Raw genomic sequence first — 25,091 nt, forward strand, 5'->3', positions numbered from 1 at the left:
CTATCACTGCCCCAGGGTCAGAACTTTCTGCATCATGCTCTTGGCCGTATTCATCAGTTCGGCGTTGGTCTGGAACGCGCGGCTGGCAGAGATCATGTCAGCCATCTCCTCGACCACGTTGACGTTCGGGTAGTAGACGTAGCCGTCCTTGTTCGCCGCCGGGTGGTTGGGCTCGTAACGGGCCTCCAGGGTGCTCTGGTCCTCGACGATGCCTTTTACCTGCACGCCCTGCCCTGCTTCGCCCTGGTCTTCGAACAGCGACTGGCTGCTGCCGGCCTGCGCGCCCTGAAAGGTAGTGGCGAACACCGGGTGGCGAGCGCGATAGGTCTGGTCGATGCTCGAGGACACGGTCTCGGCGTTGGCGATGTTCGAAGCAACGGTGTTCAGGCGCGTGTTCTGCGCACTCATGCCGCTACCGGCAATGTTGAAGACACTGGAAAGGGACATGGTCATTCTCCCCGCAGGGCCGAAACCAGCCCTTTGAATTTACTGTTGAGCAAGGTGAAGCTGGCCTGGAAGCCGACGGCGTTTTCGGTGTAGTTCGATTGCTCGATCTGCGCGTCCACCGTGTTCTGGTCGATCGACGGCTGCGTTGGCGTGCGGTACTTGAGGGTATCGTCGGCCATGGCCAGGCCCTCGGCCTCGATATGACGGCTGTTGGTACGTTCGAGGCTGAAGCGGCCACCGCTCTGCTGCTTGTCGCTTTCGGCGGCGAGCACCGAGGCGAAGTCCATGTCACGCGCCTTGTAGTTGGGCGTGTCGGCGTTGGCGATGTTGTTGGCCAGCACTTCGGCGCGCTGGGCGCGGAAGCCCAGGGCCTTTTCGTGGATACCAAGCGCCTTGTCGAAGCTGATGCTCATGTCGGGGAAACCTTCGGAGGTTGACCGGAATATCGTTGGGCAAGGTGTAGCAAGGGCTATGCCAACCAACGAAAAGCCCGGAAATACGGGCTTGCAGAGCGCAGTGCTGTCATAGTGATGCCAGAAAAGCGGCAAAGGCCTTCCGCCTTGGGCGGCGAAAGCGGCAATTGCCGGGCGGCAAAAGCGGCAAAACAAAAAATTGACGTCAGCATTTTGCCTGAGCCGGCCTCTTCGCGGGCGCGCCCGCTCCCACAGGTAGAGTGCGCCCCTGAGGTTTGCATGGTTCCTGTGGGAGCGGGCATGCCCGCGAAGAGGCCGGCACAGACAAACAAAAAGGCCGGCAACTTTCGCTGCCGGCCCTCTTGGTTACTTGGCCTGGTAGATGATCCCCGGGCTGCACTGCACCATCTGGTAATGGTCCGGCAGCCCGTTCAGCGCCTCGGAAGCCCCGAGGAACAGATACCCACCCGGCTTCAAGGTACTGTGAATGCGCAACAGGATGTCCTTCTTAACCTGCGCCGAGAAGTAGATCAGCACGTTGCGGCAGAACACCACATCGAACTTGCCCAGGCTGGCGTAGCTGTCGAGCAGGTTGAAAGCGCGGAACTCGACGCGACCGCGAATCGCCGGCTTGACTGCCCAGCGCCCCGGTCCCTTGGTGTCGAAGTAGCGCTGCAGGCGCTCCTGGGACAAGCCGCGGGCAATCGCCAGGCTGTCGTATTCGCCGGCCTTGCAGTTGGTCAGCATGGTGCCGGACAGGTCGGTGGCAACGATCTGCGCCCCCATCTTCAACTGACCGAGGTTGCTGCGCTCGAACTCGTCGATGGCCATCGAAATGGAATACGGCTCCTGCCCCGACGAACAGGCCGCCGACCACATGCGCAGGCGCTGGCCGGGGTTGTTGCGAATGAACTCGGGGATGACCTTGTTCTTCAGCACCTCGAACGGGTAGGTATCGCGAAACCACAGGGTCTCGTTGGTGGTCATGGCATCGACCACCTGCTCACGCAAGCCGCCACGCGGCTGGGCCTGGATGCGCTGCACCAGCTCGCCCAGGCTCTTGATGCCCTGTTGCTCCATCAGCTTGTTGAGACGGCTGGAAACCAGGTACTGCTTATTCTCGCCCAGCAGGATGCCACAGGCTTTCTCCAGGAATACCCGGAACTGTTCGAAATCCAAATTACCCGTAGACACTACTGCCGCCTCTTTTCAATCACTGGTGCCGGGGGCTTGCCCCCGGCGGCTTCAATGCGTTGCCTTGATCCGGTCGACCACCCGCTGGGCCAGGTCGTCCGGCTTGAACTTGGCCAGGAAGTCATCGGCACCGACCTTCTTGACCATTGCCTGGTTGAACACCCCGGAAAGCGAAGTATGCAGGCAGATGTGCAATTTTTGCATGCGTGGATCGCTGCGGATCTCTGCCGTTAGCGTATAGCCGTCCATTTCCGGCATTTCAATGTCCGAGATCATCATCAGGAACTCTTCTTCCGGCTTCTTGCCCTCGTCCACCAGCTGGCGCAGGTAGCTCAGGGCCTGACGGCCGTCGTTGAGCGCCACCACCTCGACCCCCACGGTCTGCAGGCAGCGACTGACCTGCTTGCGCGCCACCGACGAATCGTCGACGGTGAGTACCCGCAGCAGCACGGCCTTGTCCTGCACCTCGGCATCGATCACCCCGTCCGACACCGACTCGGACGACGGCGCAACCTCGGCCAGCACCTTCTCCACATCGATGATCTCGACCATGCGGTTATCCACCCGAGTGACCGCGGTCAGGTAGTGGTCGCGGCCGGTGCCCTTGGGTGGCGGATGGATCTCTTCCCAGTTCATGTTGACGATGCGCTCTACCGAGTGCACCAGGAAGCCCTGGGTCTTGGTGTTGTACTCGGTGATGATCACGAAGCTGTTGCGCGTGTCTTCCTGCAGTGGCCGCAACCCGGTGGCCATCGACAAGTCGAGGATCGGGATGGTCGCCCCGCGAATATTGGCAACACCGCGCACCACCGGGTGCGCCTTGGGCAGCAGGGTCAGCGCAGGGCATTGCAGCACTTCCCTGACCTTGAATACGTTAATGCCGTAAAGCTGTTCACCATTGAGGCGGAACAGCAGCAATTCCAGGCGATTCTGCCCCACCAGCTGCGTGCGCTGGTTGACCGAATCCATCACTCCTGCCATGCCAGACTCCTTTATGTTTCAGCCTTTCGTTGCAACTCAGGTAGAGAGTCGGCACGGGCTTTGCTTTTTTGAGCGCCATGTACACGAAAACGACATTTTCCCGACGATTGACGCGCCTGCTGACTGGCTCGCTGGCCATGCTGTGCCTGTTGGTGCCTGGCGTTCGCACGGTAGCGGACGCGTTTACCTTGCCTGAACAGCTTATCGGTGTCACCCAAGGGTTTCTTGAATTCAGCATTGAAGATTATCTGGCCACCACCCAGACCGCCGGCCGCTACGAAATCCAGGTCAACCCGCTGGACCCGCGCCTGCGCATGCCGCTGTGCAGCCAGCAGCTGGACGCCTCGCTGGAAAGCCCGGCCCAGCCGCTGGGCCGTGTCACGGTAAAGGTGCGCTGCGAAGGCTCGGCACCGTGGACCGTGTTCGTGCCGGCCACCGTGCGGCTGTTCCGCGACGTGGTGGTGGTGACCCGCCCACTCAGGCGCGACAACGTGGTGGGCGAAGGCGACGTGGCCCTGCGCGAGCGCGATGTCGGCACCCTGGGCCAAGGTTTCCTGACCGAACTGGATCAGGCGGTGGGCATGAAGATGCTGCGCCCCACGGTGATCGACCAGGTCCTCACCCCGCAACACCTGGAACAGGCCGAGGTGGTACGCAAGGGCGATCACGTGGTGATCATCGCCCGCAGTGGCAGCCTGAGCGTGCGCATGCCAGGCGAAGCCCTGAGCAAGGGTGGCCTGAGCGAGCAGATCCGGGTGCGCAACCTCAATTCCAAACGGGTGGTCAAGGCCAGGGTGACCGGCCCCGGCCAGGTCGAGGTCAGTATGTAGCCAGCCCACGGATTTGCGCTGGCGGTAAGGAACCGCTTTTCCTAAACTGTGTCAGAAAACGGGTTCGCGAGCTTGCTGACAGGCGGCTATGCATTTGTGCCTAAAGTTTCTTTCGGGTTGGCCGAAAACAAGGCAAGCGTCCAAATACCCAGAGGTTTCTGATCATGGTCATCGACTTCAGTCGTTTGAATAACTCTCCGTCCGTCACGGGCGGCGTGCGCGGCAACACCGCGCCCGGCAGCGCCGAAAAACCGGCAGCCAGCCAGGAAGCGGCAACCGCCACCAGCGCCAGCGGAGAAGCGGTACACCTCAGCCAAGAGGCCCAGCAGTTGCAGAAGATCAGCGACAAGCTGCGCGACGAGCCGGTGGTCAACAGTGCCCGTGTGGCCCAGTTGAAACAGGCAATCGCCGACGGCAGCTACCAGGTCGATGCCGGCCGGGTCGCCAGCAAACTGCTCGATTTCGAAGCCCAGCGCTGACCGTTCGGCGCGCTGACTTCACGGACGCCAGAAAAGCCAAGAGTTAGCCATGCACGACACCACCTTGCTGCAACTGATCGAAGATGACATTGCCCCGATGCAGGAACTGCTGGACCTTCTGCAAAAGGAAGCGATCGCCCTGCATGGCCGCGACATGCCGCTGCTGGAGCAGATCCTGGCGCGCAAGCAGTCGTTGATCATCTTGCTCGAGCAGCACGGCCAGCGCCGCAGCCAGTTGCTCGGCAGCCTGGGCCTGAGTGCAGATCGGGCCGGTGTGCAGGCGGTGGCCGCACAATCGCCCCATGGCGAAGCGATGCTGCAGCGGCTCGACATGCTGTCGCAGCTGATGGACAACTGCCAGCAGGTCAACCAGACCAATGGCCGGATCATCCAGGTGCAGCAACACGTCACCAACAACCAGATCCGGATTCTCATGGGCGGCGATTCTCCGTCGCTCTACGACAGCCGCGGCAGCACCTCGCCGCTGGCCAAGCCACGGGCCCTCAGCCAAGTGTGATTTTTTCTATCAAGGCACGGAACATACTGGCAAAATGCCGTTAATTGCGTGTGTCGCTTTTGCCTGGAGAACGATAAGCCGTGTTCAATGAATCCGATGCCCCGCAGCCGCCAAAGGTGCTGAACACCCCTTTGGAGATTGCGGCCAACTTGCGGCAGCTGCAGGAAAGCCACGACCCCCTGATCATCACCTTCCATGACCGCAGCCAGCGCTTCCAGAGCTACGTGGTGCACGTGGACCGTGAAAGCAACACCCTGGCGCTGGACGAGATGATCCCGCGCGACGGTGAGAAATTCATCGAGAACGGCGAACACTTCCGCGTCGAAGGCTTCCACGATGGCGTACGCATCGCCTGGGACTGCAACCACGAGTTGAAGATCAGTGAAGTCGACGGCCACCGCTGCTACCGCGGCGCCATGCCCCAGGAGATGACCTACCACCAGCGCCGCAACGCCTTCCGCGCCGCGCTGAAGCTGTCACAGCTGGTCGATATCATCCTCGATGGCGCCCACCTCAAGGGCAACGGCGCCCTGCGTGGCAAGCTGCTGGACATCTCCGCCACCGGCTGCAAACTGCGCTTCGAAGGCAATGTCGAAGATCGCCTGCAACTGGGCCAGGTGTACGAGCGTTTCAAGGCGGGCAACCCGCTGGGCCTGGTCGACACCATGGTCGAGCTGCGCCACCTGCACTATGAAGAGCGAATCAATACCACCTTTGCCGGCGTGCGCTTCCATAACCTCACCGGGCAGGCGCAACGCAAGGTCGAGAGCTTTGTGTACCAGTTGCAGCGTGAAGCGCGGCGGTTCGACAAAGACGACTATTGATCCCGCCGTGGATGGGCGTCATTGCAACGCCCATCCCCTTTGACCGTAATACCCTCACGCTGCAAACCTTCCTGCTGCCTTGAGCACAGCCCTGCCCCGATCGTACCTGCTCGCACTCACTACCGGGTGCCCTTTGAGCAGGAGGTTTCATGACCACTTCCAATTTCACCGCGCAACTGCACTATTACAATGGGCAGATTGGCGTAGTCGATAGCCTGGACCCAAGCCAAGACGGCTGGTTATGCAATCGGTTGCATGACAAGTTCAGGGGTGTGAGGTTCGCCTTCACCTTCATCGGTGCGGATGACAGAGGCAGGAGCTATCGCATCAGCGCTGCCGAGGGCTGGGCCTATGAAGGCGCACTGGTCCAATCGAATGGCAATGGCTGGGTTGGCCTTTATGGATTAGGGGTCGTCGGCAGGATCATGGAAGCGTTAGCGGCTGCCCGCAACCTTGGTGAGGCGGCAGACTGGCGCATGGAAACATTGACCGAATGGGACGGTGATATGAAGACTGCAGAAAATGTGGAATTTCATTTACTGGACAAGCATGGCCAGGCGATGGCGATACGGAAGTACTCGCACGACTTTCTCCAGCCGTCCGGCGAACTTGGGAAAAGGCCGCAGGTTAAACAGAAAACCTTCGACTACCTGAGTGTGGACAAGGAAGCCCAGCACAAAAAGGTACGTTTCACGCTGCGCGACATCCGCCCAGCCTGAAGAGCGTAGCACTTCGCAGCCAATCACCATTGCCATCTTGCTGCGAAAGCCATACGCACCTAAGAGTGCCCTTTGAGCAGGAGGTTTCATGAACGCTACCAGATTCACCGCTGAACTGGATTCCGATCGAGGAACTATCGGGGTGGTTGACTCCACCCTGAATCCACGCCTGGACGGCTGGCTATGCCCCCAGAATCATGACCAGTTCTCGTCCATGAGGTTTACATTCACCTTGCAAGGTGAACATAACGGGGATAGGTCCTACCACATCAGCGCTGCAGAGGGCTGGGCCTATACCGGCGCATTGGTCCAGACAAGTACGACCGGGTGGGTGGGCCTGTACGGGTTGGGTGTCGTCGGCAGGCTTGTGGATTTTGTGACAGCGGCCAACTCCCGTGGCCCGGATCCACGCTGGCGAATACGGACACTGACCGAATGGGACGGCGATTTGAAAACCTTGGAGAATGTGGAGTTTCATTTACTGGACAGGCATGGCCAGGCGATGTCGATAGAATCTTACAGGCACGAATCCGTCTCGCCGTCTGGCGAAATCGGCAAGAGAGCGACTGTCAGTTCTTCAATCGCCAACTATGTGAGCGTGAACAAGGAAGCTCAGGACAAGAAGATACGTTTCAAACTGCGCGATATCCGCGCTGCTTGACCGCTGCATGATTGGCCGCAGCGTGAGGCGCTGCGGTTCCACAGCGACGACTATTGATCGTCGGCCCGCAAGAGAGAAACGCCACCTGCCTAGCGCGTACTTGTTTGTGTTTCTCCTGTACTGGCCTCTTCGCGGTGTACGACCGCTCCCACAGGGACCGCGCCGGGTTCAAGGCATGTGCTTTACCTGTGGGAGCGGGCATGCCCGCGAAGAGGCCGGTACAGGCTTACACCGATTTGCTTACCTCACCCTCCGGCTCAGGCGCCTTATCAGCCCCCTTCTCTTCCGCCTCGGTATCTTCGGCCGCCACCGGAGCCTGCATCATGTCCTGCACCGTCTGCTCATCCACCCGTGGGTCCAGCGCCGCCGACAACGGCGAACCGGCCGCCGGCATCGCCACGTGGCCCAACGGCGCGTCCTGCACCTGGTGCAGCCCGGTGACCGCCTTCGGACGAATGCGCCACACCAGCACCAGGGCGAAGAACACGAAGAAGGCATACAGCATCTGCGGGCCCAGCACCTTCATCAGCACGCCTGCGGCCAGCGGCCCGATGCACGCGCCCACGCCGTAGGTCACCAGCAGCATCGCGGTCAGCGACACCCGTCGCTCGCTTTCCACATGGTCGTTGGAAAACGCCACCGCCAGCGGGTACAGGCAGAACTGCAGCAACGAAATCACAAAGCCTATGCCGAACAGCAACTCCAGCGGCACGCTGGGCAGTATCGCCAGCGGTGCCGAAGCCAGCGCCAGGCCTACCGCCACGCTGCGGATCAGCACTGCCCGGTCGTAGCGGTCGGACAACCAGCCCAGCGGCCACTGCACCAGCAGGCCGGCAAAAATACAGCTACCCATGAACAGGCCGACCTGCTCGGTAGTCATGCCCTGGCCGGCAGCATACAACGGCGCCAGGCCATAGAACGAGCCGACGATCAGCCCCGAGCCCAGCACCGTGCTGAGCGACTGCGGCACGCGCTTGATGAAGAACTTCGGCTCCATCGGTGCCGGGCGCAACGGCGCCGGGTGAATGCGCCGGGTCATGGCGACCGGTACCAGGCACAGGGTGAAACACATGGCCACCAGCATCAGCAGCTCCAGGCCAAGCTGAGGGTGCACCACCAGAATCAGCTGGCCGAGCACCAAGCCCAGGTACGAGGCGATCATGTAGCCGCTGAACACCGCGCCGCGGTGCTTCACATCGGCCTGCTCGTTGAGCCAGCTCTCGATGACCATGTACTGGCACATCATCCCCAGGCCGACGATCATCCGCAGCCCGACCCAGGCCGGCAACCAGCTGGTCAGGCCATGGCCGAGCACCGCCGCACCGACGATACCGGCGCAGGTGGCATAGGCGCGTATGTGCCCGACCCGGCCAATCAACCGGTGACCTACCTTGCCGCCGACCGCCAGGCCAAAGTAGTTGGCTGCCATCAACGCACCTACCCACAGGCTGTCGACATGGTCGGCAGCCAGGCGCAGGGCCAGGTAGGTACTGAGCAGGCCCGAGCCGATCAACATCATCAGCGCGGCGAAATACAACGACTGAAACGGCTTCCATATATTTCGCATAGGTCCCGTAAAGCTCCCTGTTCAGGTGGCGGGGTGCTAGAAGCATAAGGGGAAAAAACGCCCGGCGCAGGCCCCCGCTTGCGATTTGGTGCAGCGGGGGCGTATCCGGTGTCGGTCGTGTCGCGATCAGGCCTGTGCCGCCAGTACCCGACGCTCCCACGGCGTGATCTCGTCGAAGAAATCACTCAGCTCCAGGGTCTTGCTGGCGACATAGCCGTCGATGAACTCGCTGCCGAACAGCTCCCGCGCCAGCGCGCTACGCTTTAACCGCTCCAGTGCGGCATGCAGGGTGCAGGGCAGGCTCAGGTGCTCCGGCACTTCGAACTCACCCTGGATGGCCGGCGACGGCTGCAGGCACTGCTCGATGCCGTGCAGCCCGGCGGCCAGGCTGGCCGCGATGGCCAGGTACGGGTTGGCGTCGGCGCCGGGCAGGCGGTTCTCGACCCGCCGCGCCACCGGTGCGCTGGCCGGAATGCGCAGGCCTGCGGCCCGGTTGTCCTCGGACCAGCAGGCATTGTTCGGCGAGGCATAGGGGTGGCACAGCCGCTGGTAGGAGTTGACGTTGGGCGCGAACAGCGCGGTGAAGTCGGCCATGCACGCCTGCAGGCCGCCAATGAAATGGTGGAAGGTCTCGGTCGGCAGGCCTTGCTCATCGCTGAACACATTACGCCCGCTGCCCACCTCCACCAGGCTCTGGTGAATGTGCATGGAGCTGCCAGGCGTGCGTGCCAGCGGTTTGGCCATGCACACCACGGTCAGGCCGTGCTTGAGCGCCACTTCCTTGAGCAGGTGCTTGAACAGCAAGGTCTGGTCGGCCAGCAGCAACGGGTCGCCGTGCAGCAGATTGATCTCGAACTGGCTGATGCCCATTTCATGCATGAAGGTGTCGCGCGGCAAGCCGAGCGCGGCCATGCACTGGTACACCTCCTTGAAGAACGGACGCAGGCCGTTGTTGGAACTGACACTGAACGCCGAATGGCCCAGCTCGCGGCGGCCGTCGATGCCCACGGGCGGCTGGAACGGCTGTTGCGGGTCGGTATTCGGAGCAAAGACAAAGAACTCCAACTCGGTCGCCACCACTGGCGCCAGGCCCAGCGCCGCATAGCGGGCGATCACGGCTTTGAGCTGCCCTCGGGTGGACAATGCCGAAGGCCGGCCATCCAGTTCGTTGGCATCGCAGATCGCCAGGGCACGTCCGTCGTCGCTCCAGGGCAGGCGGTGGACCTGGCCGGAGTCAGGCACCAGCGCCAGGTCGCCGTCGTCGCTGCCGTAGAACTTAGCCGGCGGGTAGCCGCCCATGATGCATTGCAGCAGCACACCCCGGGCCATCTGCAGGCGGCGGCCTTCGCGGAAGCCTTCGGCGGTCATCACCTTGCCGCGCGGGACGCCGTTGAGGTCGGGAGTGACGCATTCGATTTCATCGATGCCCTGCAGGTGCCCGGTGTTCATGACGCTTGTCCTTGTTGTTGTAGGCTGACAACAACATAGGCTGGGGGTGTTTAAAATATCAAGCAGCACTCTCGATACCGCGTGGCTCTCTTCGCGGGCATGCCCGCTCCTACAGGGACCGCGCTGGCCTTGAGGGCAGTGGTATCGCTGTGGGAGCGGGCGAGCCCGCGAAGAGGCCGGCACAGGAGACAGCTATTCCCGCAAGGTCATGCCATTGGCCGGCAGTGGCAAGGCGGTCTTGTAGCGCACCTGCTTGAGGGCAAAACTCGAGCGTATGTTGGCCACCCCCGGCAAGCGCGTCAGGTAATCGAGAAAGCGCTCCAGCGCCTGGATGCTCGGCAACAACACCCGCAGCAGGTAATCCGGGTCGCCGGTCATCAAATAGCACTCCATCACCTCGGGCCGTTCGGCAATTTCTTCCTCGAAGCGGTGTAACGCCTGCTCCACCTGTTTTTCCAGGCTTACATGGATGAACACGTTCACATCCAGCCCCAACGCCTCGGGCGACAGCAAGGTCACCTGCTGGCGGATCACCCCCAGCTCTTCCATGGCCCGCACCCGGTTGAAACAGGGCGTGGGTGACAGGTTCACCGAGCGGGCCAGCTCGGCGTTGGTGATGCGGGCATTTTCCTGCAGGCTGTTGAGAATGCCGATATCGGTACGATCGAGTTTGCGCATGAGACAAAATCACCGGTTTTTTGTGTTTATGCGGAATGTTTATCTGCCTCGCTCGGCAAAGGCAATCAACTTGAGAGAAAAATTCTCCTGCCGGGCCACTAAGATGTAGGGGACGCTGACCTACCAGTCACAAGCCGGTACTCAGCGGCGGCCGCTTCAGAGCTCACAAAAACAAATACCCGAGCGAGCGTAAAAAGCATGAACGAGTACGCCCCCCTGCGTTTGCATGTGCCCGAGCCTACCGGCCGGCCAGGCTGCCAGACCGATTTCTCCTACCTGCGCCTGAACGATGCAGGTCAAACCCGTAAACCCCCTGTCGATGTCGATGCTGCCGACACCGCCGACCTGGCCTACAGCCTGGTCCGCGTGCTCGACGAGCAAGGCAACGCGCAAGGCCCATGGGCCGATGACATCGACCCGCAAATCCTCCGCCAGGGCATGCGCGCCATGCTCAAGACGCGGATTTTCGACAGCCGCATGGTGGTCGCCCAGCGCCAGAAGAAGATGTCCTTCTACATGCAGAGCCTGGGTGAAGAAGCCATCGGCAGCGGCCAGGCCCTGGCGCTGAACCGCACCGACATGTGCTTCCCCACCTACCGCCAGCAAAGCATCCTGATGGCCCGCGACGTGTCGCTGGTCGAGATGATCTGCCAGCTGCTGTCCAACGAGCGCGACCCGCTCAAGGGCCGTCAGCTGCCGATCATGTATTCGGTACGCGAGGCCGGCTTCTTCACCATCAGCGGCAACCTGGCGACCCAGTTCGTGCAGGCGGTCGGCTGGGCAATGGCCTCGGCGATCAAGGGCGATACCAAGATCGCCTCGGCGTGGATCGGCGACGGCGCCACTGCCGAGTCGGACTTCCACACCGCCCTCACCTTCGCCCACGTGTACCGCGCTCCGGTGATCCTCAACGTGGTCAACAACCAGTGGGCAATCTCCACCTTCCAGGCCATCGCCGGTGGCGAGTCGACCACCTTCGCCGGCCGTGGCGTGGGTTGCGGCATCGCCTCGCTGCGGGTTGACGGCAACGACTTCGTCGCTGTCTACGCGGCCTCGCGCTGGGCCGCCGAACGCGCCCGTCGCGGCCTGGGCCCATGCCTGATCGAGTGGGTCACCTACCGTGCCGGCCCGCACTCGACCTCGGACGACCCGTCCAAGTACCGCCCGGCCGATGACTGGAGCCACTTCCCGCTGGGCGACCCGATCGCCCGCCTGAAGCAGCACCTGATCAAGATCGGCCACTGGTCCGAAGAAGAACACCAGGCCACTACTGCCGAGCTCGAAGCCGCGGTGATCGCCGCGCAGAAAGAAGCCGAGCAGTACGGCACCCTGGCCAACGGTCACATCCCGAGTGCCGCCTCGATGTTCGAGGACGTGTACAAGGAAATGCCTGACCACCTGCGCCGTCAACGCCAGGAACTGGGGGTTTGAGATGAACGACCACAACAACAGCATCAACCCGGAAACCGCCATGGCCACCACTACCATGACCATGATCCAGGCCCTGCGCTCGGCCATGGATGTCATGCTCGAGCGCGACGACAATGTGGTGATCTACGGCCAGGACGTCGGTTACTTTGGCGGCGTGTTCCGCTGCACCGAAGGCCTGCAGAACAAGTACGGCAAGTCTCGCGTGTTCGACGCGCCGATCTCCGAGAGCGGCATCGTCGGCACAGCCGTGGGCATGGGGGCCTACGGCCTGCGCCCAGTGGTGGAAATCCAGTTCGCCGACTACTTCTACCCGGCCTCCGACCAGATCGTTTCCGAGATGGCGCGCCTGCGTTACCGTTCGGCCGGCGAATTCATCTCCCCGCTGACCCTGCGCATGCCCTGCGGTGGCGGGATCTATGGCGGCCAGACCCACAGCCAGAGCCCGGAAGCGATGTTCACCCAGGTGTGCGGCCTGCGTACTGTCATGCCGTCCAACCCGTATGACGCCAAGGGCCTGCTGATCGCCTCGATCGAATGCGATGACCCGGTGATCTTCCTCGAACCCAAGCGCCTGTACAACGGCCCGTTCGACGGCCACCACGACCGCCCTGTCACCCCCTGGTCGAAGCACCCGCAAAGCGCCGTGCCCGATGGCTACTACAGCGTGCCGCTGGACAAGGCAGCCATTACCCGCCCCGGCAATGACGTGACCGTGCTGACCTACGGCACCACGGTGTACGTGGCCCAGGTGGCTGCCGAAGAAACCGGTGTCGACGCCGAAGTGATCGACCTGCGCAGCCTATGGCCGCTAGACCTGGACACCATCGTCGAGTCGGTGAAAAAGACCGGCCGCTGCGTGGTGGTACACGAAGCCACCCGTACCTGCGGCTTTGGCGCCGAACTGGTGTCACTGGTGCAGGAACACTGCTTCCACCACCTGGAGGCGCCGATCGAGCGCGTCACCGGCTGGGACACCCCCTACCCTCACGCACAGGAATGGGCTTACTTCCCAGGGCCTTCGCGGGTAGGTGCGGCATTGAAAAAGGTCATGGAGGTCTGAATGGGCACGCACGTCATCAAGATGCCGGACATTGGCGAAGGCATCGCGCAGGTCGAGTTGGTCGAGTGGTTCGTCAAGGTCGGCGACATGATCGCCGAAGACCAGGTGGTGGCCGATGTCATGACCGACAAGGCCACCGTGGAAATCCCTTCGCCGGTCAGCGGCAAGGTGCTGGCCCTGGGTGGCCAGCCGGGTGAAGTGATGGCGGTCGGCAGCGAGCTGATCCGTATCGAAGTGGAAGGCAGCGGCAACCACGTGGATGTGCCGCAAGCCAAGCAGGTGGAAGCCCCTGCCGCCCCGGCGGCCACCAAGCCAGAGCCGCAGAAGGAAGCCAGACCGGCTGCGTGCCAGGCGCCTGTCAATCACGAGGCAGCCCCGATCGTGCCGCGCCAGCCGGGCGACAAACCGCTGGCCTCGCCGGCGGTTCGCAAACGCGCCCTGGATGCCGGTATCGAACTGCGTTACGTGCATGGTAGCGGCCCGGCCGGGCGTATCCTCCACGAAGACCTCGACGCCTTCATGAGCAAGCCGCAGAGCGCTGGCGGGCAAGCATCGAGTGGCTATGCCAAGCGCACCGACAGCGAGCAGGTGCCGGTGATCGGCCTGCGCCGTAAGATCGCCCAGCGCATGCAGGACGCCAAGCGCCGGGTCGCGCACTTCAGCTATGTGGAAGAAATCGACGTCACCGCGCTGGAGGCCCTGCGCCAGCAACTCAACAGCAAGCACGGCGACAGCCGCGGCAAGCTGACCCTGCTGCCGTTCCTGGTGCGCGCCCTGGTCGTGGCGCTGCGCGACTTCCCGCAGATCAACGCCACCTATGACGACGAAGCCCAGGTCATCACCCGCCATGGCGCGGTGCATGTGGGCATCGCCACCCAAGGTGACAACGGCCTGATGGTGCCGGTGCTGCGCCATGCCGAAGCAGGCAGCCTGTGGAGCAATGCTGGCGAAATCGCCCGCCTGGCCAACGCTGCCCGCAACAACAAGGCCAGCCGCGATGAGCTGTCCGGTTCGACCATCACCCTGACCAGCCTGGGTGCCCTGGGCGGTATCGTCAGCACGCCGGTGGTCAACACCCCGGAAGTGGCGATCGTCGGCGTCAACCGCATGGTCGAGCGGCCTGTGGTGATCGACGGCCAGATCGTGGTGCGCAAGATGATGAACCTGTCCAGCTCGTTCGACCACCGCGTGGTCGATGGCATGGACGCCGCGCTGTTCATCCAGGCCGTGCGTGGCCTGCTCGAACAACCCGCCTGCCTGTTCGTGGAGTGAGCATGCAACAGACTATCCAGACTACCCTGTTGATCATCGGCGGCGGCCCTGGCGGCTACGTGGCTGCCATCCGCGCCGGGCAACTGGGCATCCCCACCGTGCTGGTGGAAGGCCAGGCACTGGGCGGTACCTGCCTGAACATCGGCTGCATCCCGTCCAAGGCGCTGATCCACGTGGCCGAGCAGTTTCACCAGACCTCGCGCTTTGCCGGGCCGTCGGAGCTGGGCATCAGCGTCGCTTCGCCGCGCCTGGACATCGGCCAGAGCGTGGCCTGGAAGGACGGCATCGTCGACCGCCTGACCACTGGCGTTGCCGCCCTGCTGAAAAAGCACGGGGTCAAGGTGATCCATGGCTGGGCGAAGGTGCTCGACGGCAAGCAGGTCGAGGTCGATGGCCAGCGTATCCAGTGCGAGCACCTGTTGCTGGCCACTGGCTCCAGCAGTGTCGAACTGCCGATGCTGCCCCTGGGCGGGCCGATCATTTCCTCGACCGAAGCCCTGGCGCCGAAAGCCCTGCCGCAGCACCTGGTGGTGGTGGGCGGCGGCTATATCGGCCTGGAGCTGGGCATCGCCTACCGCAAGCTGGGTGCGCGGGTCAGCGTGGTGGAAGCGCGCGAGCGCATCCTGCCGACCTACGACAGCGAGCTGACCGCCCCGGTGGCCGAATCGCTGAAGAAGCTGGGTATCGCCCTGCACCTGGGCCATAGCGTCGAGGGTTACGAAGGCGGCTACCTGCTGGCCCGTGATGGCCAGGGCGGGCAACTGCGCCTGGAAGCCGACCAGGTACTGGTGGCCGTTGGCCGCCGGCCGCGCACACAAGGTTTCAACCTGGAGTGCCTGGACCTGAAGATGAACGGCGCTGCCGTCGCCATCGACGAGCGCTGCCAGACCAGCATGCGCAACGTCTGGGCCATCGGCGACGTGGCCGGTGAACCGATGCTGGCGCACCGGGCCATGGCCCAGGGCGAAATGGTCGCGGAGATCATCGCCGGCAAGGCACGCCGTTTCGAACCCAGCGCAATTGCCGCGGTGTGTTTCACCGACCCGGAAGTGGTAGTGGTCGGCAAGACCCCGGAGCAAGCCAGCCAGCAAGGGCTGGACTGCATCGTCGCGCAGTTCCCGTTCGCCGCCAATGGCCGGGCCATGAGCCTGGAATCGAAAAGCGGTTTCGTGCGAGTGGTGGCGCGCCGTGACAACCACCTGATCCTGGGTTGGCAGGCGGTTGGCGTAGCGGTTTCCGAGTTGTCGACGGCGTTTGCCCAGTCGCTGGAGATGGGCGCCTGCCTGGAGGATGTGGCCGGCACCATCCATGCCCACCCGACACTGGGTGAAGCGGTACAGGAAGCAGCACTGCGCGCCCTTGGGCACGCCCTGCATATCTGACACTGAAGCGGCCGAGGCCGATTTGGCCCGCTGCGCCCAAGGCGCCGCGGGTCTTTTTTCATTCAGCCCTTACGGCGGTCCAACACAAAACCTGAAACCACCTCTGTGGGAGCGGGCATGCCCGCGAAGCCCCCAACACGGTGTTTGGCACCGGCTCCGCCGGTGTTCGCGGGCGCGCCCGCTCCCACAATGATCGCGATCTATTGGGCTATCGCGTTCTTGCCGTTCCCCTTGGCCCGGTACAGCACCTTGTCGGCACGCGCCAGCAGCGCATGCCGGTCCTCCCCTTCCTCCCATTGCACCACGCCATAGCTCATGGTCAACCGGCAGTCGCCCACCGGCTCCACCTGCGCCATCGCCTGGCGCAAGCGCGCTGCCACCTCCAGCGCCTCACCCAGCGAGGTCTGCGGCAGTACGATGATGAACTCGTCACCACCCCAGCGCGCCAGCAGGTCCAGCTCACGCAGGCAGGTATGCAGGTTGTCGACCACCCGTACCAGCGCCGCATCGCCACGGGCATGCCCATAGCGGTCATTGATCGGTTTGAAGTCGTCCAGGTCCATGGCTATCAGCGACAACGGCTGACGGAAGCGCTGGGCACGCTCGCACTCCAGCTGCAGCGCCTTCTCCAGCCGATAACGGTTGGCAATGCGGGTCAACGCATCGCGCTCGGCCAGCTCGCGGTTTTCGTCCAGTTGCCGCTGCAACTGCTGGTTCACCCAGGACAGCTCGCGGGTGCGCTCGGCCACCTGGCTTTCCAGCGACTGGTTTCTCTGTTCCAGCTGCGCCACCAGGCGCTTGTTGGCGTCGATATTGCGGTGGGCACCGAGCATGCGCGCCACCGAGCCGTCCTCGTTCTGGGCGATGATGTAGCCGCTGTCCTCGATCCACAGGTAGCTGCCATCGTGGCAACGACAGCGGTATTCGATCAGGTAGTGCGCGTTGCGCTGATTGATGTACGCCTCGAAATGCGCCATCACCCGCGGGTAGTCCTCCGGATGGATCACGCTTTCCCAGGTGAGCACCGAGTTGGCCATGGAGTGGCTGGGGTAGCCGAGCATGGCGTACCAGCCCGGGTTGCGATAGACGTAGCCGGTATTGGCATTCCAGTCCCAGATACCATCGCTGATCAAATCGAACAACGTATGCAACTGCTGCTCACTGAAGCCGGCGGGTACCGGCCGGGTTTCCTGACTCATGGATGCTCTCCCTGATGCCCAGCAACTGCGCTCCGATCAAGGGGCTGCCGACAGTGGTGGTCATTGCCGCAGGCGGCAAGGTCATGCCTCTGACGGGCAAGCATATGCCCAGCGTGGTGCCATCGGAATACCCCACCGCCCTGTTTTCGCGGTGTTGACGACTGGCATGGCATTTGCCACGCCACCCTGCCAATCACCTTTCCAAGGAGGACCCCATGACGATTGCCATCACCGGCCTCGGCTGGCAGGCCACAGTGCATCAGCAACAACGCACCAGCAACGAGCAAACCCTGGCCGATGTACCGCAGTTCCGCCCGCCGGTGGCCGCCGGCAATGCCACGGCGCAACAGAACAGCCAGGGCAATACTGCGCAGCAGGATGCCGAGGACGCCCGCGAGGAAGCCTTTGCCAAGCTCAAGGTACAGCTGCAGAACCCCGAGGCAGCCGCCAGCCAGCAGGGTAACGTGGCGACCACAGAAACCAGCAGCGCCCGCCAGGCCTTTCACGACTACATGGAAAAGACGCCGGGCGAGTTGATCAAGGAGAAGCTGTTGCGTGAGTTGGGCCTGACCGAGGACGAGTACAACGCCTTGCCGCCCGAACAGAGGAAAAAGATCGACCAGCAGCTTGCCCAACGCATGCAGGAAGACGTGGAGATAAAGACTCAGGCGAAGATCAACGCCCAGGCCGCCCCGCGGGAAACCGCTGAGGATGAACAGGACCTGGCAGCGCGCACAGTTCAAGCATAACGCCGCGATGAATGGCACCGGCTTCGCCGGTGTTCGCGGGCACGCCCGCTCATTGAACTGCACATGACTCATTGAATTGGCAGGGGCCTTGTGGGAGCGGCTTTAGCCGCGAACACCGGCGCAGCCGGTGCCATGCACCGCGTTGGATTCTTCGCGGCTAAAGCCGCTCCCACAGGGTACGCGGATTGCCTGCAATTTCAGTTATCTACGCGACAGCGCAGCCCAAAGGGCTGGGCCATCTCCCACAGATACTGCACAGGGCTTGAGGGCGCTCAAGCCAACTGCAACGACGCCTCTTCCACAGCGGCCACCCCGCAGCGTTGTGTCCAACTTTCACACGCATTAACGTGGGGGGTACCGCCGTTGCACCGTCTGTACATTCAAGGAACTCAAATGCCGTATCCAAGCGGGACCCAAGCGTTCAGGCAGGGTGTGCACAGCGCCCTGCCGTTGACCTCCGGCATCGTGCCCTTCGGCCTGATCACCGGAGTCACGGCGATCGGCATGGGCCTGTCGCCGGCCGATGCCATCGGCATGACCCTGCTGTTCTACTCCGGTTCGGCGCAGATGGTGGTGATGCAGTTGATGCAAAGCGCCGCCCTGCCGGTGACCATGGTGGTCACCGCGCTGGTGATCAACCTGCGCTTTCTGATGTACAGCGCCAGCCTTGCGCCGCACCTGGGCCAGCTGCCACGTCACCGCAAATGGCCCATGGCGTACATGCTGTCAGACCAGTCTTTTGCCCTGTGCACACTGAAGATGGGCTCGGGTGGGCTGGGGCAGTATGCCTACCCCTACTATGCCGGTACGGCAATCACCATGTTCTTCGGCTGGAACCTCTCGGTGCTGGCGGGCATGTACCTGGGCGCGAGCATTCCTGAAGACTGGTCGCTGGGCTTCGCCATCCCGTTGTCGTTCCTGGCATTGCTGATACCTGGTATTCGTAATGCTGCCACCCTCGGTGCGGCGCTTACCGGGGGCGTGCTGGCGGTACTGGCAGCCAATCTGCCCTACAACCTGGGCCTGCTGACCGGCGCGCTGGGCGGCATCATTGCCGGGCTGGCCATCGAAAGCTGGCAAAAACAGCAAACCGCGCCTGAAGCCAACACCGAGCAGGAAGCATCATGAGCGAAACGACCCAGTGGATAACCTTCATGCTGATCGGCCTGGGCACCTTCGCCATCCGCCTGTCGTTCATCGAGCTGCATACGGTGCTGCGCATCCCCCCACTGTTTCGCCGTGCTCTGGCGTATGTGCCGGCCAGCGTACTGGCGGCATTGGTACTGCCGGCCGTGGTGTTCCCTGACCGGCTGGCGGGGTTCGACTGGATGAACCCGCAGATACCCGCAGCGATACTGGCCGCGCTGGTGGCGTGGCGTACGCGCAGCACGATGCTGACGCTGATCGTGGGCATGGGAGCGCTGTGGGCTTTGAAGCACTTGGGGATGTAGGAATACGCGAGGAGAAATGGCGTCCCAGGCAGGAATTGAACCTGCAACCTTCCCCTTAGGAGGGGGATGCTCTATCCAATTGAGCTACTGAGACGCAAGTGCCGACAGCGAGCGCTGCACAGCGGGACGGCCAGCATGTTAACCAGCATGCTGGCATTTGTCATGCCTCAACCGGGCTTTTTCGCGTAATCCTTTTCTGCCAATGCTACACCTGCGGCAACACACCTTCATCACGCAGCAGCGCGAACAATGCCGCGACCGCGGCTTCCAGGGTGGTGGAGTTGTCCAGCACCTGCACCGACGGATCAGCCAGCGCCTGCAAGCGGGCATTACGTGCCAGGCGCTGCTCGACTTCCTCAGCGCTTTCCCGGCCGCGGGCCAGCAAGCGCTCGCGCAGCACCTCGGTCCTGACCTGGACCAGCACTGCCAACAGGTTCGGGTAGCGCTGGCGCGCCTCGGCCAGATAAGCCCGCGAACCATTCACCAGCACCGCCCTGCCCGCCGCCAGCCACTGGTCCACCTGTTGTGGAATGCCATAATCCAGGCCATTGGCACGCCAATGCATGGCGAACGCCCCCTGCGCGCGCAGTGTTTCGAACTGCTCGGGCGTGACCCCATGGGCGGCTTCGCCCTTGGCTTCGGCCGAACGGGTAATGACGCGACGGGCGATTTCCACCCCGGCGGAGGCCAACCGCTCACGTGAAGCGTCGATCAGGGAATCTTTCCCTGAACCAGACGGTCCTATAAGAAATATCAACCGGCCTGTCCCTGTTTGGCGGTCGCTTGCGTCATGTTGCATAGCCACTATGCTCTATGAAAGGGAAACCGGCGCATTCTAGGGGTTTTCCAGGCCTTTTGCTGCGTTTTACCAGTTTTTGACGGCAAAAGTCTGACAGTTAGGCAAGCCGGCGCATGTAAAACTTTTCAAACCAGTGCTCATTTCTGATAATTGGTACTGGCATAAAGCCTTTATCCGGCTCACTATTTGTCACAGAATTGACGCCAAGGAAACGGCGACCATGAGGCAAGATGAGCATCCATTTTTCACCGACGGTTGAACATTTTGTCGTCGTCACGGTCGTACTACCACCCCGTGCGGCCAATTTGAGAACCGCTTCCCCTGAACCAAAATCCGGTCAATTTATATGCGCCCAATGAAACAGGCTATTTATTCGAGCCGCACCGCTGACAAGTTCGTCGTCCGCCTGCCAGACGGAATGCGTGAGCGCATTGCCGAGGTAGCGCGCAACCATCACCGCAGCATGAACTCCGAGATCATTGCGCGCCTGGAACAGAGCCTTATCCAGGAAGGTGCGCTGGGTGACGAGCTGAGCATGCGCCTGGACAGCCCCGAATTGTCCCTGCATGAACGCGAGTTGCTGCAACGCTTCCGCCAACTGTCCCACCGCCAGCAGAACGCGCTGGTCGCCCTCATCGCTCACGATGTGGAAATGGCCACCGACGCCTCCTGAGGTTTGCAGCGAACATGAAAAAGCCAGCGTAAGCTGGCTTTTTTGTGGGCTCACCACGGCTGTGGGATCACTATTTCCGTGGGAGCGGCCTTGTGTCGCGAAAGGGCCGCAGAGCGGCCCCACGATGTCTGCAGCGCCGCACAAATTTCCGGGGCTGCTTCGCAGCCCTTTCGCGACACAAGGCCGCTCCCACAGAGACCTAATCGGTTACAGCAGGAACAGTGTGGCCAGGCCGAGGAAGATGAAGAAGCCACCGCTGTCGGTAACGGCAGTAATCATCACGCTCGACCCCATCGCCGGGTCACGCCCCAGACGAGTCAGGGTCATCGGGATCAACACCCCCATCAAGGCTGCCAACAGCAGGTTCAAGGTCATCGCCGCGGTCATCACCAGGCCCAACGACCAGCTGCCATACAGCCAGAATGCCACCGCACCGATCACCCCACCCCAGATCAGGCCGTTGAGCAGCGATACCGCCAGCTCCTTGCGCATCAGGCGGCTGGTGTTGCCCGGCGACACCTGGTCCAGCGCCATGGCGCGCACGATCATGGTGATGGTCTGGTTGCCAGAGTTGCCACCAATACCCGCCACGATCGGCATCAGCGCAGCCAGGGCCACCAGCTTCTCGATCGAACCTTCGAACAGGCCGATCACTCGCGACGCAACGAAAGCGGTAATCAGGTTGATGGCCAGCCAGGCCCAGCGGTTACGCAGCGAACGCCAGACCGAGGCGAAGATATCTTCCTCCTCGCGCAAACCGGCCATGTTCAGCACTTCGCTTTCGCTTTCTTCACGAATCAGGTCGACCATTTCGTCGATGGTCAAGCGGCCGATCAGGCGTTCGTTCTTGTCCACAACCGGCGCTGATACCAGGTCATAACGCTCGAAGGCCTGCGCCGCATCATAGGCATCTTCCTCGGGGTGGAAGGAGACCGGGTCGGTCGCCATGACCTCCGCCACCTTCTTCTCCGGGTCGTTGACCAGCAGGCGCTTGATCGGCAATACGCCCTTGAGAATGCCGTCATAGTCGACCACGAACAGTTTGTCGGTGTGGTTCGGCAGCTCTTTCAGGCGGCGCAGGTAGCGCAACACCACTTCCAGGCTGACGTCTTCGCGGATGGTAACCATCTCGAAGTCCATCAGCGCACCGACCTGCTCCTCGTCGTAGCTCAGCGCCGAACGCACGCGCTCGCGTTGCTGGGCATCGAGGGTTTCCATCAGCTCGTGAACAACGTCACGCGGCAGCTCAGGCGCCAGGTCGGCCAGCTCGTCGGCGTCCATTTCCTTGGCGGCGGCGAGCAGCTCGTGATCGTCCATGTCGGCGATCAGCGATTGCCGCACGGCGTCGGACACTTCCAGCAGGATGTCGCCATCGCGATCCGAGCGCACCAGCTGCCAGACCGTCAAGCGGTCTTCCAGGGGCAAGGCTTCGAGGATGTAGGCGATGTCGGCGGGGTGCAGGTCATCGAGTTTGCGCTGCAGCTCGACGAGGTTCTGGCGGTGGACCAGGTTTTCCACCAGGTCGTTGTGGGCGCCTTCCTGACGGTGGGTCAGGTCCTCGACCACGCGCTGGCGTTGCAGCAGTTCGACCACCTGAGCCAGGCGGTCCTGCAGGCTTTCCTGCGCTTTTTTTACTTCTACTTCAGTCATAGGCGAACTCCACTCCCAGCAGCGGAGCACGCCGGGAGAATCAATCGGTCAGATCTTTCTGTATGAATCTTGTTAGCGAGTAACTACTGGGTAAGTCCATGGTGGTTTTCCACAAGCCCCGGCGGGGCTGACGGGCGCAATCATACACTGCTAAAGCTGTCAGATCGCTTAAAATTTTGGCCAGAACAATCGTTTGCGTGATAAAGCTGGGACAACGCTCGAAGCTATCAGTGCGACGGTGGGTCTGGCGGTTAAAGCACATTTGTTGTGTGCCTGGATGTGTATGCGGTGCCTAATCGATCTTGGGGCTGCTTTGCAGCCCATCGCGACACAAGGCCGCTCCTACAAGGGATCGCGTACTTCTGTAGGAGCGGCCTTGTGTCGCGAAAGGGTCGCGCAGCGGCCCCCAAAGGCACATGCTCAATCTACAGAAGAGCGTAGATCGACATCAGCAACAATTCATTGGTGCAGAAAAACAAAAAGCCCGCTCAATTGAGCGGGCTTCTTGATTGGGTGTGGCGGACTCAGGAGGATTCGAACCTCCGACCGCTCGGTTCGTAGCCGAGTACTCTATCCAGCTGAGCTATGAGTCCGTGGTGGTATTTTTAGACCAGGTTACCACTGGTTGTTTGAAGCAGCCTTTGCAAGCAAAGCCACTTCAAAAAGTGGCGGACTCAGGAGGATTCGAACCTCCGACCGCTCGGTTCGTAGCCGAGTACTCTATCCAGCTGAGCTATGAGTCCGTGTCTTGCCGCGCATTATAGGTCGCTGAAACATTTTTGCAAGAACTTTTTCGTTTAAAATCAACTACTTAGCGTTCTTACTTTTTACAGCGGCCTAAGCGAATAATGGCGGTGAAGGGGGGATTCGAACCCCCGATACCCTTATGAGGTATACTCCCTTAGCAGGGGAGCGCCTTCGGCCACTCGGCCACCTCACCGCAACACGAGGCGAATATTAAACAGGCTCTTCCTCGTTTGCAACCCTTTTTTTGAAAAAAACTTCAAAAAAATTAAAGGCTTGGCTCCTCGTCCTTCTCTTTCTTGATCCGCAGGTAGATTTCTTCGCGGTGCACAGCCACTTCTTTCGGGGCGCTGACGCCAATACGCACCTGGTTGCCTTTGACGCCGAGCACCGTCACGGTGATCTCGCCGTCTCCAATGATCAGGCTCTCGGCGCACCGACGAGTCAGAATCAACATAGCTTTCTCCTTACGCAAAACATTCAGGGGTAACAGTCTTGGGTGTCGCGGCCTGGTCGTGGACGACGACCAGGGCCCGGTTGATCGCCACACAGGGCAGGACAGGCCTGCGTGGCGAGCAGAAACGCGAAGGGCGCGGCAAGCCGCGCCCTTCCAGGCAGCGTATTACTCGCTCTGTCGTGCCGGAGCGTCGAGCTCGAACGCGGTGTGCAGCGCGCGTACGGCCAGCTCCAGGTACTTCTCTTCGATCACGACCGAAACCTTGATCTCGGAGGTGGAGATCATCTGGATGTTGATGCTCTCCTTGGCCAGGGCTTCGAACATGCGGCTGGCAACACCGGCGTGCGAACGCATGCCGACGCCGACGATCGAAACCTTGGCGATCTTGGTGTCGCCGATCACTTCACGGGCACCGATTTCGCGGGCAGTGTTTTCCAGCACGCTCTGCGCCTTCTCGTACTCGTTGCGGTGTACGGTGAAGGTGAAGTCGGTGGTGTTATCGTGGGCAACGTTCTGCACGATCATGTCGACCTCGATGTTCGAGGCGCTGATCGGGCCGAGGATCTTGAAGGCCACGCCCGGGGTGTCCGGCACGCCGCGAATGGTCAGCTTGGCTTCATCACGGTTGAAGGCGATACCGGAAATGATCGGCTGTTCCATGGATTCCTCTTCATCAATGGTAATGAGGGTACCCGGACCCTCCTTGAAGCTGTGCAGCACGCGCAGCGGAACGTTGTACTTGCCGGCGAACTCCACCGAACGGATCTGCAGCACCTTGGAACCGAGGCTGGCCATTTCCAGCATCTCTTCGAAGGTGATCTTCTCCAGGCGCTGGGCCTGTGGCACAACGCGCGGGTCGGTGGTGTAGACGCCATCGACGTCGGTGTAGATCTGGCACTCGTCAGCCTTCAGCGCAGCCGCCAGGGCCACGCCCGTGGTGTCGGAGCCGCCACGGCCCAGGGTGGTGATGCTGCCGTGCTCGTCGACGCCCTGGAAGCCCGCCACCACGACCACGCGGCCTTCCTTGAGGTCGGCACGAATCTTCTGGTCGTCGATCTGCAGGATGCGCGCCTTGTTGTGCGCGCTGTCGGTGAGAATGCGCACCTGGTTGCCGGTGTAGGACACCGCTGGCACACCACGCTTGATCAAGGCCATGGTCAGCAAGGCAATGGTGACCTGCTCACCGGTCGACACGATCACGTCCAGTTCACGCGGAACCGGCTGATCGGTGATCTGCTTGGCCAGGTCGATCAGGCGATTGGTTTCACCGCTCATGGCCGACAACACAACCACCAGGTCGTCGCCCGCCTCACGGTGTTTCTTGACCTTATCGGCTACCTGCTCGATCCGCTCGATGGAACCGACAGAGGTGCCGCCAAATTTCTGTACGATCAACGCCATTTCAATGGTGCCTCAGCCCATACAGGGCCCCAAAAAACAATCCAACATGAAGAGGCCGGCAGGA

Annotated in this window: 26 protein-coding genes and 4 tRNA genes; 14 read left to right on the top strand and 16 right to left on the bottom strand. The window is 61.9% G+C overall.

The features are described from left to right. Positions 1-3 precede the first annotated feature (3 nt). The 4 genes from flgC to A4C63_RS12145 all read right to left on the bottom strand — a co-directional run bounded on the left by flgC (position 4) and on the right by A4C63_RS12145 (position 3,035). A complete protein-coding gene (gene flgC / locus A4C63_RS12130) occupies positions 4-447 on the bottom strand; it encodes a flagellar basal body rod protein FlgC (protein ID WP_063912858.1) in 444 nt (147 codons plus the stop codon). A gap of 2 nt (positions 448-449) precedes the next feature. Next, on the bottom strand, positions 450-860 hold the full coding sequence (gene flgB / locus A4C63_RS12135) for a flagellar basal body rod protein FlgB (RefSeq protein ID WP_063912859.1): 411 nt from the start codon (positions 858-860) through the stop codon (positions 450-452). 366 nt (positions 861-1,226) lie between these two features. Then, positions 1,227-2,054 carry a protein-glutamate O-methyltransferase CheR gene (gene cheR, locus A4C63_RS12140; protein WP_063912860.1) on the bottom strand — a complete coding sequence of 276 codons (828 nt, stop codon included), beginning with the start codon at positions 2,052-2,054 and terminating at the stop codon, positions 1,227-1,229. Positions 2,055-2,105: 51 nt separating this feature from the next. Next, complete coding sequence (locus tag A4C63_RS12145) at positions 2,106-3,035, bottom strand: chemotaxis protein CheV (protein WP_063912861.1); 930 nt, start codon at positions 3,033-3,035, stop codon at positions 2,106-2,108. Positions 3,036-3,112: 77 nt separating this feature from the next. Here A4C63_RS12145 and flgA point away from each other — a divergent pair, with 77 nt between their 5' ends. The 6 genes from flgA to A4C63_RS12175 all read left to right on the top strand — a co-directional run bounded on the left by flgA (position 3,113) and on the right by A4C63_RS12175 (position 7,065). Beyond that, the gene (flgA, locus tag A4C63_RS12150) at positions 3,113-3,865 is read left to right on the top strand and encodes a flagellar basal body P-ring formation chaperone FlgA (RefSeq protein ID WP_063912862.1); all 753 of its coding nucleotides are present in this window, start codon (positions 3,113-3,115) and stop codon (positions 3,863-3,865) included. A gap of 164 nt (positions 3,866-4,029) precedes the next feature. Next, entirely contained in the window at positions 4,030-4,344 is a 315-nt protein-coding gene (flgM, locus tag A4C63_RS12155; RefSeq protein WP_063912863.1) for a flagellar biosynthesis anti-sigma factor FlgM, read from the top strand. 49 nt (positions 4,345-4,393) lie between these two features. Further along, positions 4,394-4,861, top strand: a complete 468-nt coding sequence (locus A4C63_RS12160) for a flagella synthesis protein FlgN (RefSeq protein WP_061304389.1) — start codon at positions 4,394-4,396, stop codon at positions 4,859-4,861. 80 nt (positions 4,862-4,941) lie between these two features. After that, positions 4,942-5,685: a flagellar brake protein gene (locus A4C63_RS12165; protein WP_063912864.1), complete on the top strand. Its 744-nt coding sequence runs from the start codon at positions 4,942-4,944 to the stop codon at positions 5,683-5,685. 149 nt (positions 5,686-5,834) lie between these two features. Beyond that, positions 5,835-6,404: a hypothetical protein gene (locus tag A4C63_RS12170; protein WP_063912865.1), complete on the top strand. Its 570-nt coding sequence runs from the start codon at positions 5,835-5,837 to the stop codon at positions 6,402-6,404. Between the two features lie 88 nt (positions 6,405-6,492). Beyond that, positions 6,493-7,065, top strand: coding sequence for a hypothetical protein (locus tag A4C63_RS12175; protein WP_063912866.1), 573 nt, complete (start codon positions 6,493-6,495; stop codon positions 7,063-7,065). Positions 7,066-7,291: 226 nt separating this feature from the next. On the opposite strand, the gene A4C63_RS12180 is transcribed toward A4C63_RS12175, so the two are convergent. From A4C63_RS12180 to bkdR, 3 genes are all read right to left on the bottom strand, one after another. Beyond that, a complete protein-coding gene (locus tag A4C63_RS12180; protein WP_063912867.1) occupies positions 7,292-8,632 on the bottom strand; it encodes an MFS transporter in 1,341 nt (446 codons plus the stop codon). 126 nt (positions 8,633-8,758) lie between these two features. Continuing rightward, positions 8,759-10,000, bottom strand: a complete 1,242-nt coding sequence (locus A4C63_RS12185) for a glutamine synthetase family protein (protein ID WP_172827522.1) — start codon at positions 9,998-10,000, stop codon at positions 8,759-8,761. 273 nt (positions 10,001-10,273) lie between these two features. Then, the gene (bkdR, locus tag A4C63_RS12190) at positions 10,274-10,759 is read right to left on the bottom strand and encodes a Bkd operon transcriptional regulator BkdR (RefSeq protein WP_063912869.1); all 486 of its coding nucleotides are present in this window, start codon (positions 10,757-10,759) and stop codon (positions 10,274-10,276) included. A 198-nt stretch (positions 10,760-10,957) separates the two neighbouring features. Between bkdR and A4C63_RS12195 the strand changes: the two genes are divergently transcribed. From A4C63_RS12195 to lpdA, 4 genes are read left to right on the top strand one after another with little or no spacing between them, the layout of a single operon-like run. Then, complete coding sequence (locus tag A4C63_RS12195; protein WP_063912870.1) at positions 10,958-12,190, top strand: 3-methyl-2-oxobutanoate dehydrogenase (2-methylpropanoyl-transferring) subunit alpha; 1,233 nt, start codon at positions 10,958-10,960, stop codon at positions 12,188-12,190. Position 12,191: 1 nt separating this feature from the next. Continuing rightward, complete coding sequence (locus tag A4C63_RS12200; RefSeq protein ID WP_063912871.1) at positions 12,192-13,250, top strand: alpha-ketoacid dehydrogenase subunit beta; 1,059 nt, start codon at positions 12,192-12,194, stop codon at positions 13,248-13,250. After that, a complete protein-coding gene (locus A4C63_RS12205; RefSeq protein ID WP_063912872.1) occupies positions 13,251-14,522 on the top strand; it encodes a dihydrolipoamide acetyltransferase family protein in 1,272 nt (423 codons plus the stop codon). It begins immediately after the preceding gene. Positions 14,523-14,524: 2 nt separating this feature from the next. After that, on the top strand, positions 14,525-15,904 hold the full coding sequence (gene lpdA / locus A4C63_RS12210) for a dihydrolipoyl dehydrogenase (protein WP_063912873.1): 1,380 nt from the start codon (positions 14,525-14,527) through the stop codon (positions 15,902-15,904). A 200-nt stretch (positions 15,905-16,104) separates the two neighbouring features. On the opposite strand, the gene A4C63_RS12215 is transcribed toward lpdA, so the two are convergent. Beyond that, positions 16,105-17,103 (bottom strand): diguanylate cyclase, encoded by a 999-nt coding sequence (locus A4C63_RS12215; RefSeq protein ID WP_063912874.1) that lies wholly within the window; start codon positions 17,101-17,103, stop codon positions 16,105-16,107. Between the two features lie 215 nt (positions 17,104-17,318). Here A4C63_RS12215 and A4C63_RS12220 point away from each other — a divergent pair, with 215 nt between their 5' ends. From A4C63_RS12220 to A4C63_RS12230, 3 genes are all read left to right on the top strand, one after another. Then, a complete protein-coding gene (locus A4C63_RS12220) occupies positions 17,319-17,852 on the top strand; it encodes a hypothetical protein (protein ID WP_063912875.1) in 534 nt (177 codons plus the stop codon). A 393-nt stretch (positions 17,853-18,245) separates the two neighbouring features. Further along, entirely contained in the window at positions 18,246-18,980 is a 735-nt protein-coding gene (locus A4C63_RS12225; protein ID WP_063912876.1) for an AzlC family ABC transporter permease, read from the top strand. After that, positions 18,977-19,303, top strand: coding sequence for an AzlD domain-containing protein (locus tag A4C63_RS12230; protein ID WP_063912877.1), 327 nt, complete (start codon positions 18,977-18,979; stop codon positions 19,301-19,303). The genes A4C63_RS12225 and A4C63_RS12230 overlap by 4 nt, the downstream gene beginning before the upstream one ends. Before the next feature lie 17 nt (positions 19,304-19,320). On the opposite strand, the gene A4C63_RS12235 is transcribed toward A4C63_RS12230, so the two are convergent. Together A4C63_RS12235 and phnN are read right to left on the bottom strand one after the other, a co-directional pair. Next, positions 19,321-19,397, bottom strand: a tRNA-Arg gene (locus A4C63_RS12235). A gap of 111 nt (positions 19,398-19,508) precedes the next feature. Further along, a complete protein-coding gene (phnN, locus tag A4C63_RS12240) occupies positions 19,509-20,102 on the bottom strand; it encodes a phosphonate metabolism protein/1,5-bisphosphokinase (PRPP-forming) PhnN (RefSeq protein ID WP_063912878.1) in 594 nt (197 codons plus the stop codon). Between the two features lie 346 nt (positions 20,103-20,448). Between phnN and A4C63_RS12245 the strand changes: the two genes are divergently transcribed. Continuing rightward, entirely contained in the window at positions 20,449-20,775 is a 327-nt protein-coding gene (locus A4C63_RS12245; protein ID WP_012273554.1) for an Arc family DNA-binding protein, read from the top strand. A 207-nt stretch (positions 20,776-20,982) separates the two neighbouring features. Here A4C63_RS12245 and mgtE read toward each other — a convergent pair whose 3' ends face one another. The 6 genes from mgtE to A4C63_RS12275 all read right to left on the bottom strand — a co-directional run bounded on the left by mgtE (position 20,983) and on the right by A4C63_RS12275 (position 25,027). After that, positions 20,983-22,425, bottom strand: coding sequence for a magnesium transporter (gene mgtE, locus A4C63_RS12250; RefSeq protein WP_025340118.1), 1,443 nt, complete (start codon positions 22,423-22,425; stop codon positions 20,983-20,985). A 516-nt stretch (positions 22,426-22,941) separates the two neighbouring features. Further along, a tRNA-Arg gene (locus A4C63_RS12255) sits at positions 22,942-23,018 on the bottom strand. Between the two features lie 73 nt (positions 23,019-23,091). Next, positions 23,092-23,168, bottom strand: a tRNA-Arg gene (locus A4C63_RS12260). Between the two features lie 106 nt (positions 23,169-23,274). Beyond that, positions 23,275-23,365: transfer RNA gene (locus A4C63_RS12265), tRNA-Ser, on the bottom strand. A gap of 72 nt (positions 23,366-23,437) precedes the next feature. Continuing rightward, positions 23,438-23,626, bottom strand: a complete 189-nt coding sequence (csrA, locus tag A4C63_RS12270) for a carbon storage regulator CsrA (protein WP_003254503.1) — start codon at positions 23,624-23,626, stop codon at positions 23,438-23,440. 165 nt (positions 23,627-23,791) lie between these two features. Beyond that, a complete protein-coding gene (locus tag A4C63_RS12275; protein ID WP_013973645.1) occupies positions 23,792-25,027 on the bottom strand; it encodes an aspartate kinase in 1,236 nt (411 codons plus the stop codon). Between the last annotated feature and the right edge of the window lie 64 nt (positions 25,028-25,091).

It is taken from the genome of Pseudomonas sp. p21 (assembly GCF_001642705.1).
Taxonomy (GTDB): Bacteria; Pseudomonadota; Gammaproteobacteria; order Pseudomonadales; family Pseudomonadaceae; genus Aquipseudomonas.

Excerpts from the sequence above, each read along its gene's own strand:
- flgC (WP_063912858.1), bottom strand. The coding sequence starts at position 447 with ATGTCCCTTTCCAGTGTCTTCAACATTGCCGGTAGCGGCATGAGTGCG.
- flgB (WP_063912859.1), bottom strand. The coding sequence starts at position 860 with ATGAGCATCAGCTTCGACAAGGCGCTTGGTATCCACGAAAAGGCCCTG.
- A4C63_RS12145 (WP_063912861.1), bottom strand. The coding sequence starts at position 3,035 with ATGGCAGGAGTGATGGATTCGGTCAACCAGCGCACGCAGCTGGTGGGG.
- flgA (WP_063912862.1), top strand. The coding sequence starts at position 3,113 with ATGTACACGAAAACGACATTTTCCCGACGATTGACGCGCCTGCTGACT.
- flgM (WP_063912863.1), top strand. The coding sequence starts at position 4,030 with ATGGTCATCGACTTCAGTCGTTTGAATAACTCTCCGTCCGTCACGGGC.
- A4C63_RS12160 (WP_061304389.1), top strand. The coding sequence starts at position 4,394 with ATGCACGACACCACCTTGCTGCAACTGATCGAAGATGACATTGCCCCG.
- A4C63_RS12170 (WP_063912865.1), top strand. The coding sequence starts at position 5,835 with ATGACCACTTCCAATTTCACCGCGCAACTGCACTATTACAATGGGCAG.
- A4C63_RS12175 (WP_063912866.1), top strand. The coding sequence starts at position 6,493 with ATGAACGCTACCAGATTCACCGCTGAACTGGATTCCGATCGAGGAACT.
- A4C63_RS12180 (WP_063912867.1), bottom strand. The coding sequence starts at position 8,632 with ATGCGAAATATATGGAAGCCGTTTCAGTCGTTGTATTTCGCCGCGCTG.
- A4C63_RS12185 (WP_172827522.1), bottom strand. The coding sequence starts at position 10,000 with ATGACCGCCGAAGGCTTCCGCGAAGGCCGCCGCCTGCAGATGGCCCGG.
- bkdR (WP_063912869.1), bottom strand. The coding sequence starts at position 10,759 with ATGCGCAAACTCGATCGTACCGATATCGGCATTCTCAACAGCCTGCAG.
- A4C63_RS12195 (WP_063912870.1), top strand. The coding sequence starts at position 10,958 with ATGAACGAGTACGCCCCCCTGCGTTTGCATGTGCCCGAGCCTACCGGC.
- A4C63_RS12200 (WP_063912871.1), top strand. The coding sequence starts at position 12,192 with ATGAACGACCACAACAACAGCATCAACCCGGAAACCGCCATGGCCACC.
- A4C63_RS12205 (WP_063912872.1), top strand. The coding sequence starts at position 13,251 with ATGGGCACGCACGTCATCAAGATGCCGGACATTGGCGAAGGCATCGCG.
- lpdA (WP_063912873.1), top strand. The coding sequence starts at position 14,525 with ATGCAACAGACTATCCAGACTACCCTGTTGATCATCGGCGGCGGCCCT.
- A4C63_RS12215 (WP_063912874.1), bottom strand. The coding sequence starts at position 17,103 with ATGAGTCAGGAAACCCGGCCGGTACCCGCCGGCTTCAGTGAGCAGCAG.
- A4C63_RS12220 (WP_063912875.1), top strand. The coding sequence starts at position 17,319 with ATGACGATTGCCATCACCGGCCTCGGCTGGCAGGCCACAGTGCATCAG.
- A4C63_RS12225 (WP_063912876.1), top strand. The coding sequence starts at position 18,246 with ATGCCGTATCCAAGCGGGACCCAAGCGTTCAGGCAGGGTGTGCACAGC.
- A4C63_RS12230 (WP_063912877.1), top strand. The coding sequence starts at position 18,977 with ATGAGCGAAACGACCCAGTGGATAACCTTCATGCTGATCGGCCTGGGC.
- phnN (WP_063912878.1), bottom strand. The coding sequence starts at position 20,102 with ATGCAACATGACGCAAGCGACCGCCAAACAGGGACAGGCCGGTTGATA.
- A4C63_RS12245 (WP_012273554.1), top strand. The coding sequence starts at position 20,449 with ATGCGCCCAATGAAACAGGCTATTTATTCGAGCCGCACCGCTGACAAG.
- mgtE (WP_025340118.1), bottom strand. The coding sequence starts at position 22,425 with ATGACTGAAGTAGAAGTAAAAAAAGCGCAGGAAAGCCTGCAGGACCGC.
- csrA (WP_003254503.1), bottom strand. The coding sequence starts at position 23,626 with ATGTTGATTCTGACTCGTCGGTGCGCCGAGAGCCTGATCATTGGAGAC.
- A4C63_RS12275 (WP_013973645.1), bottom strand. The coding sequence starts at position 25,027 with ATGGCGTTGATCGTACAGAAATTTGGCGGCACCTCTGTCGGTTCCATC.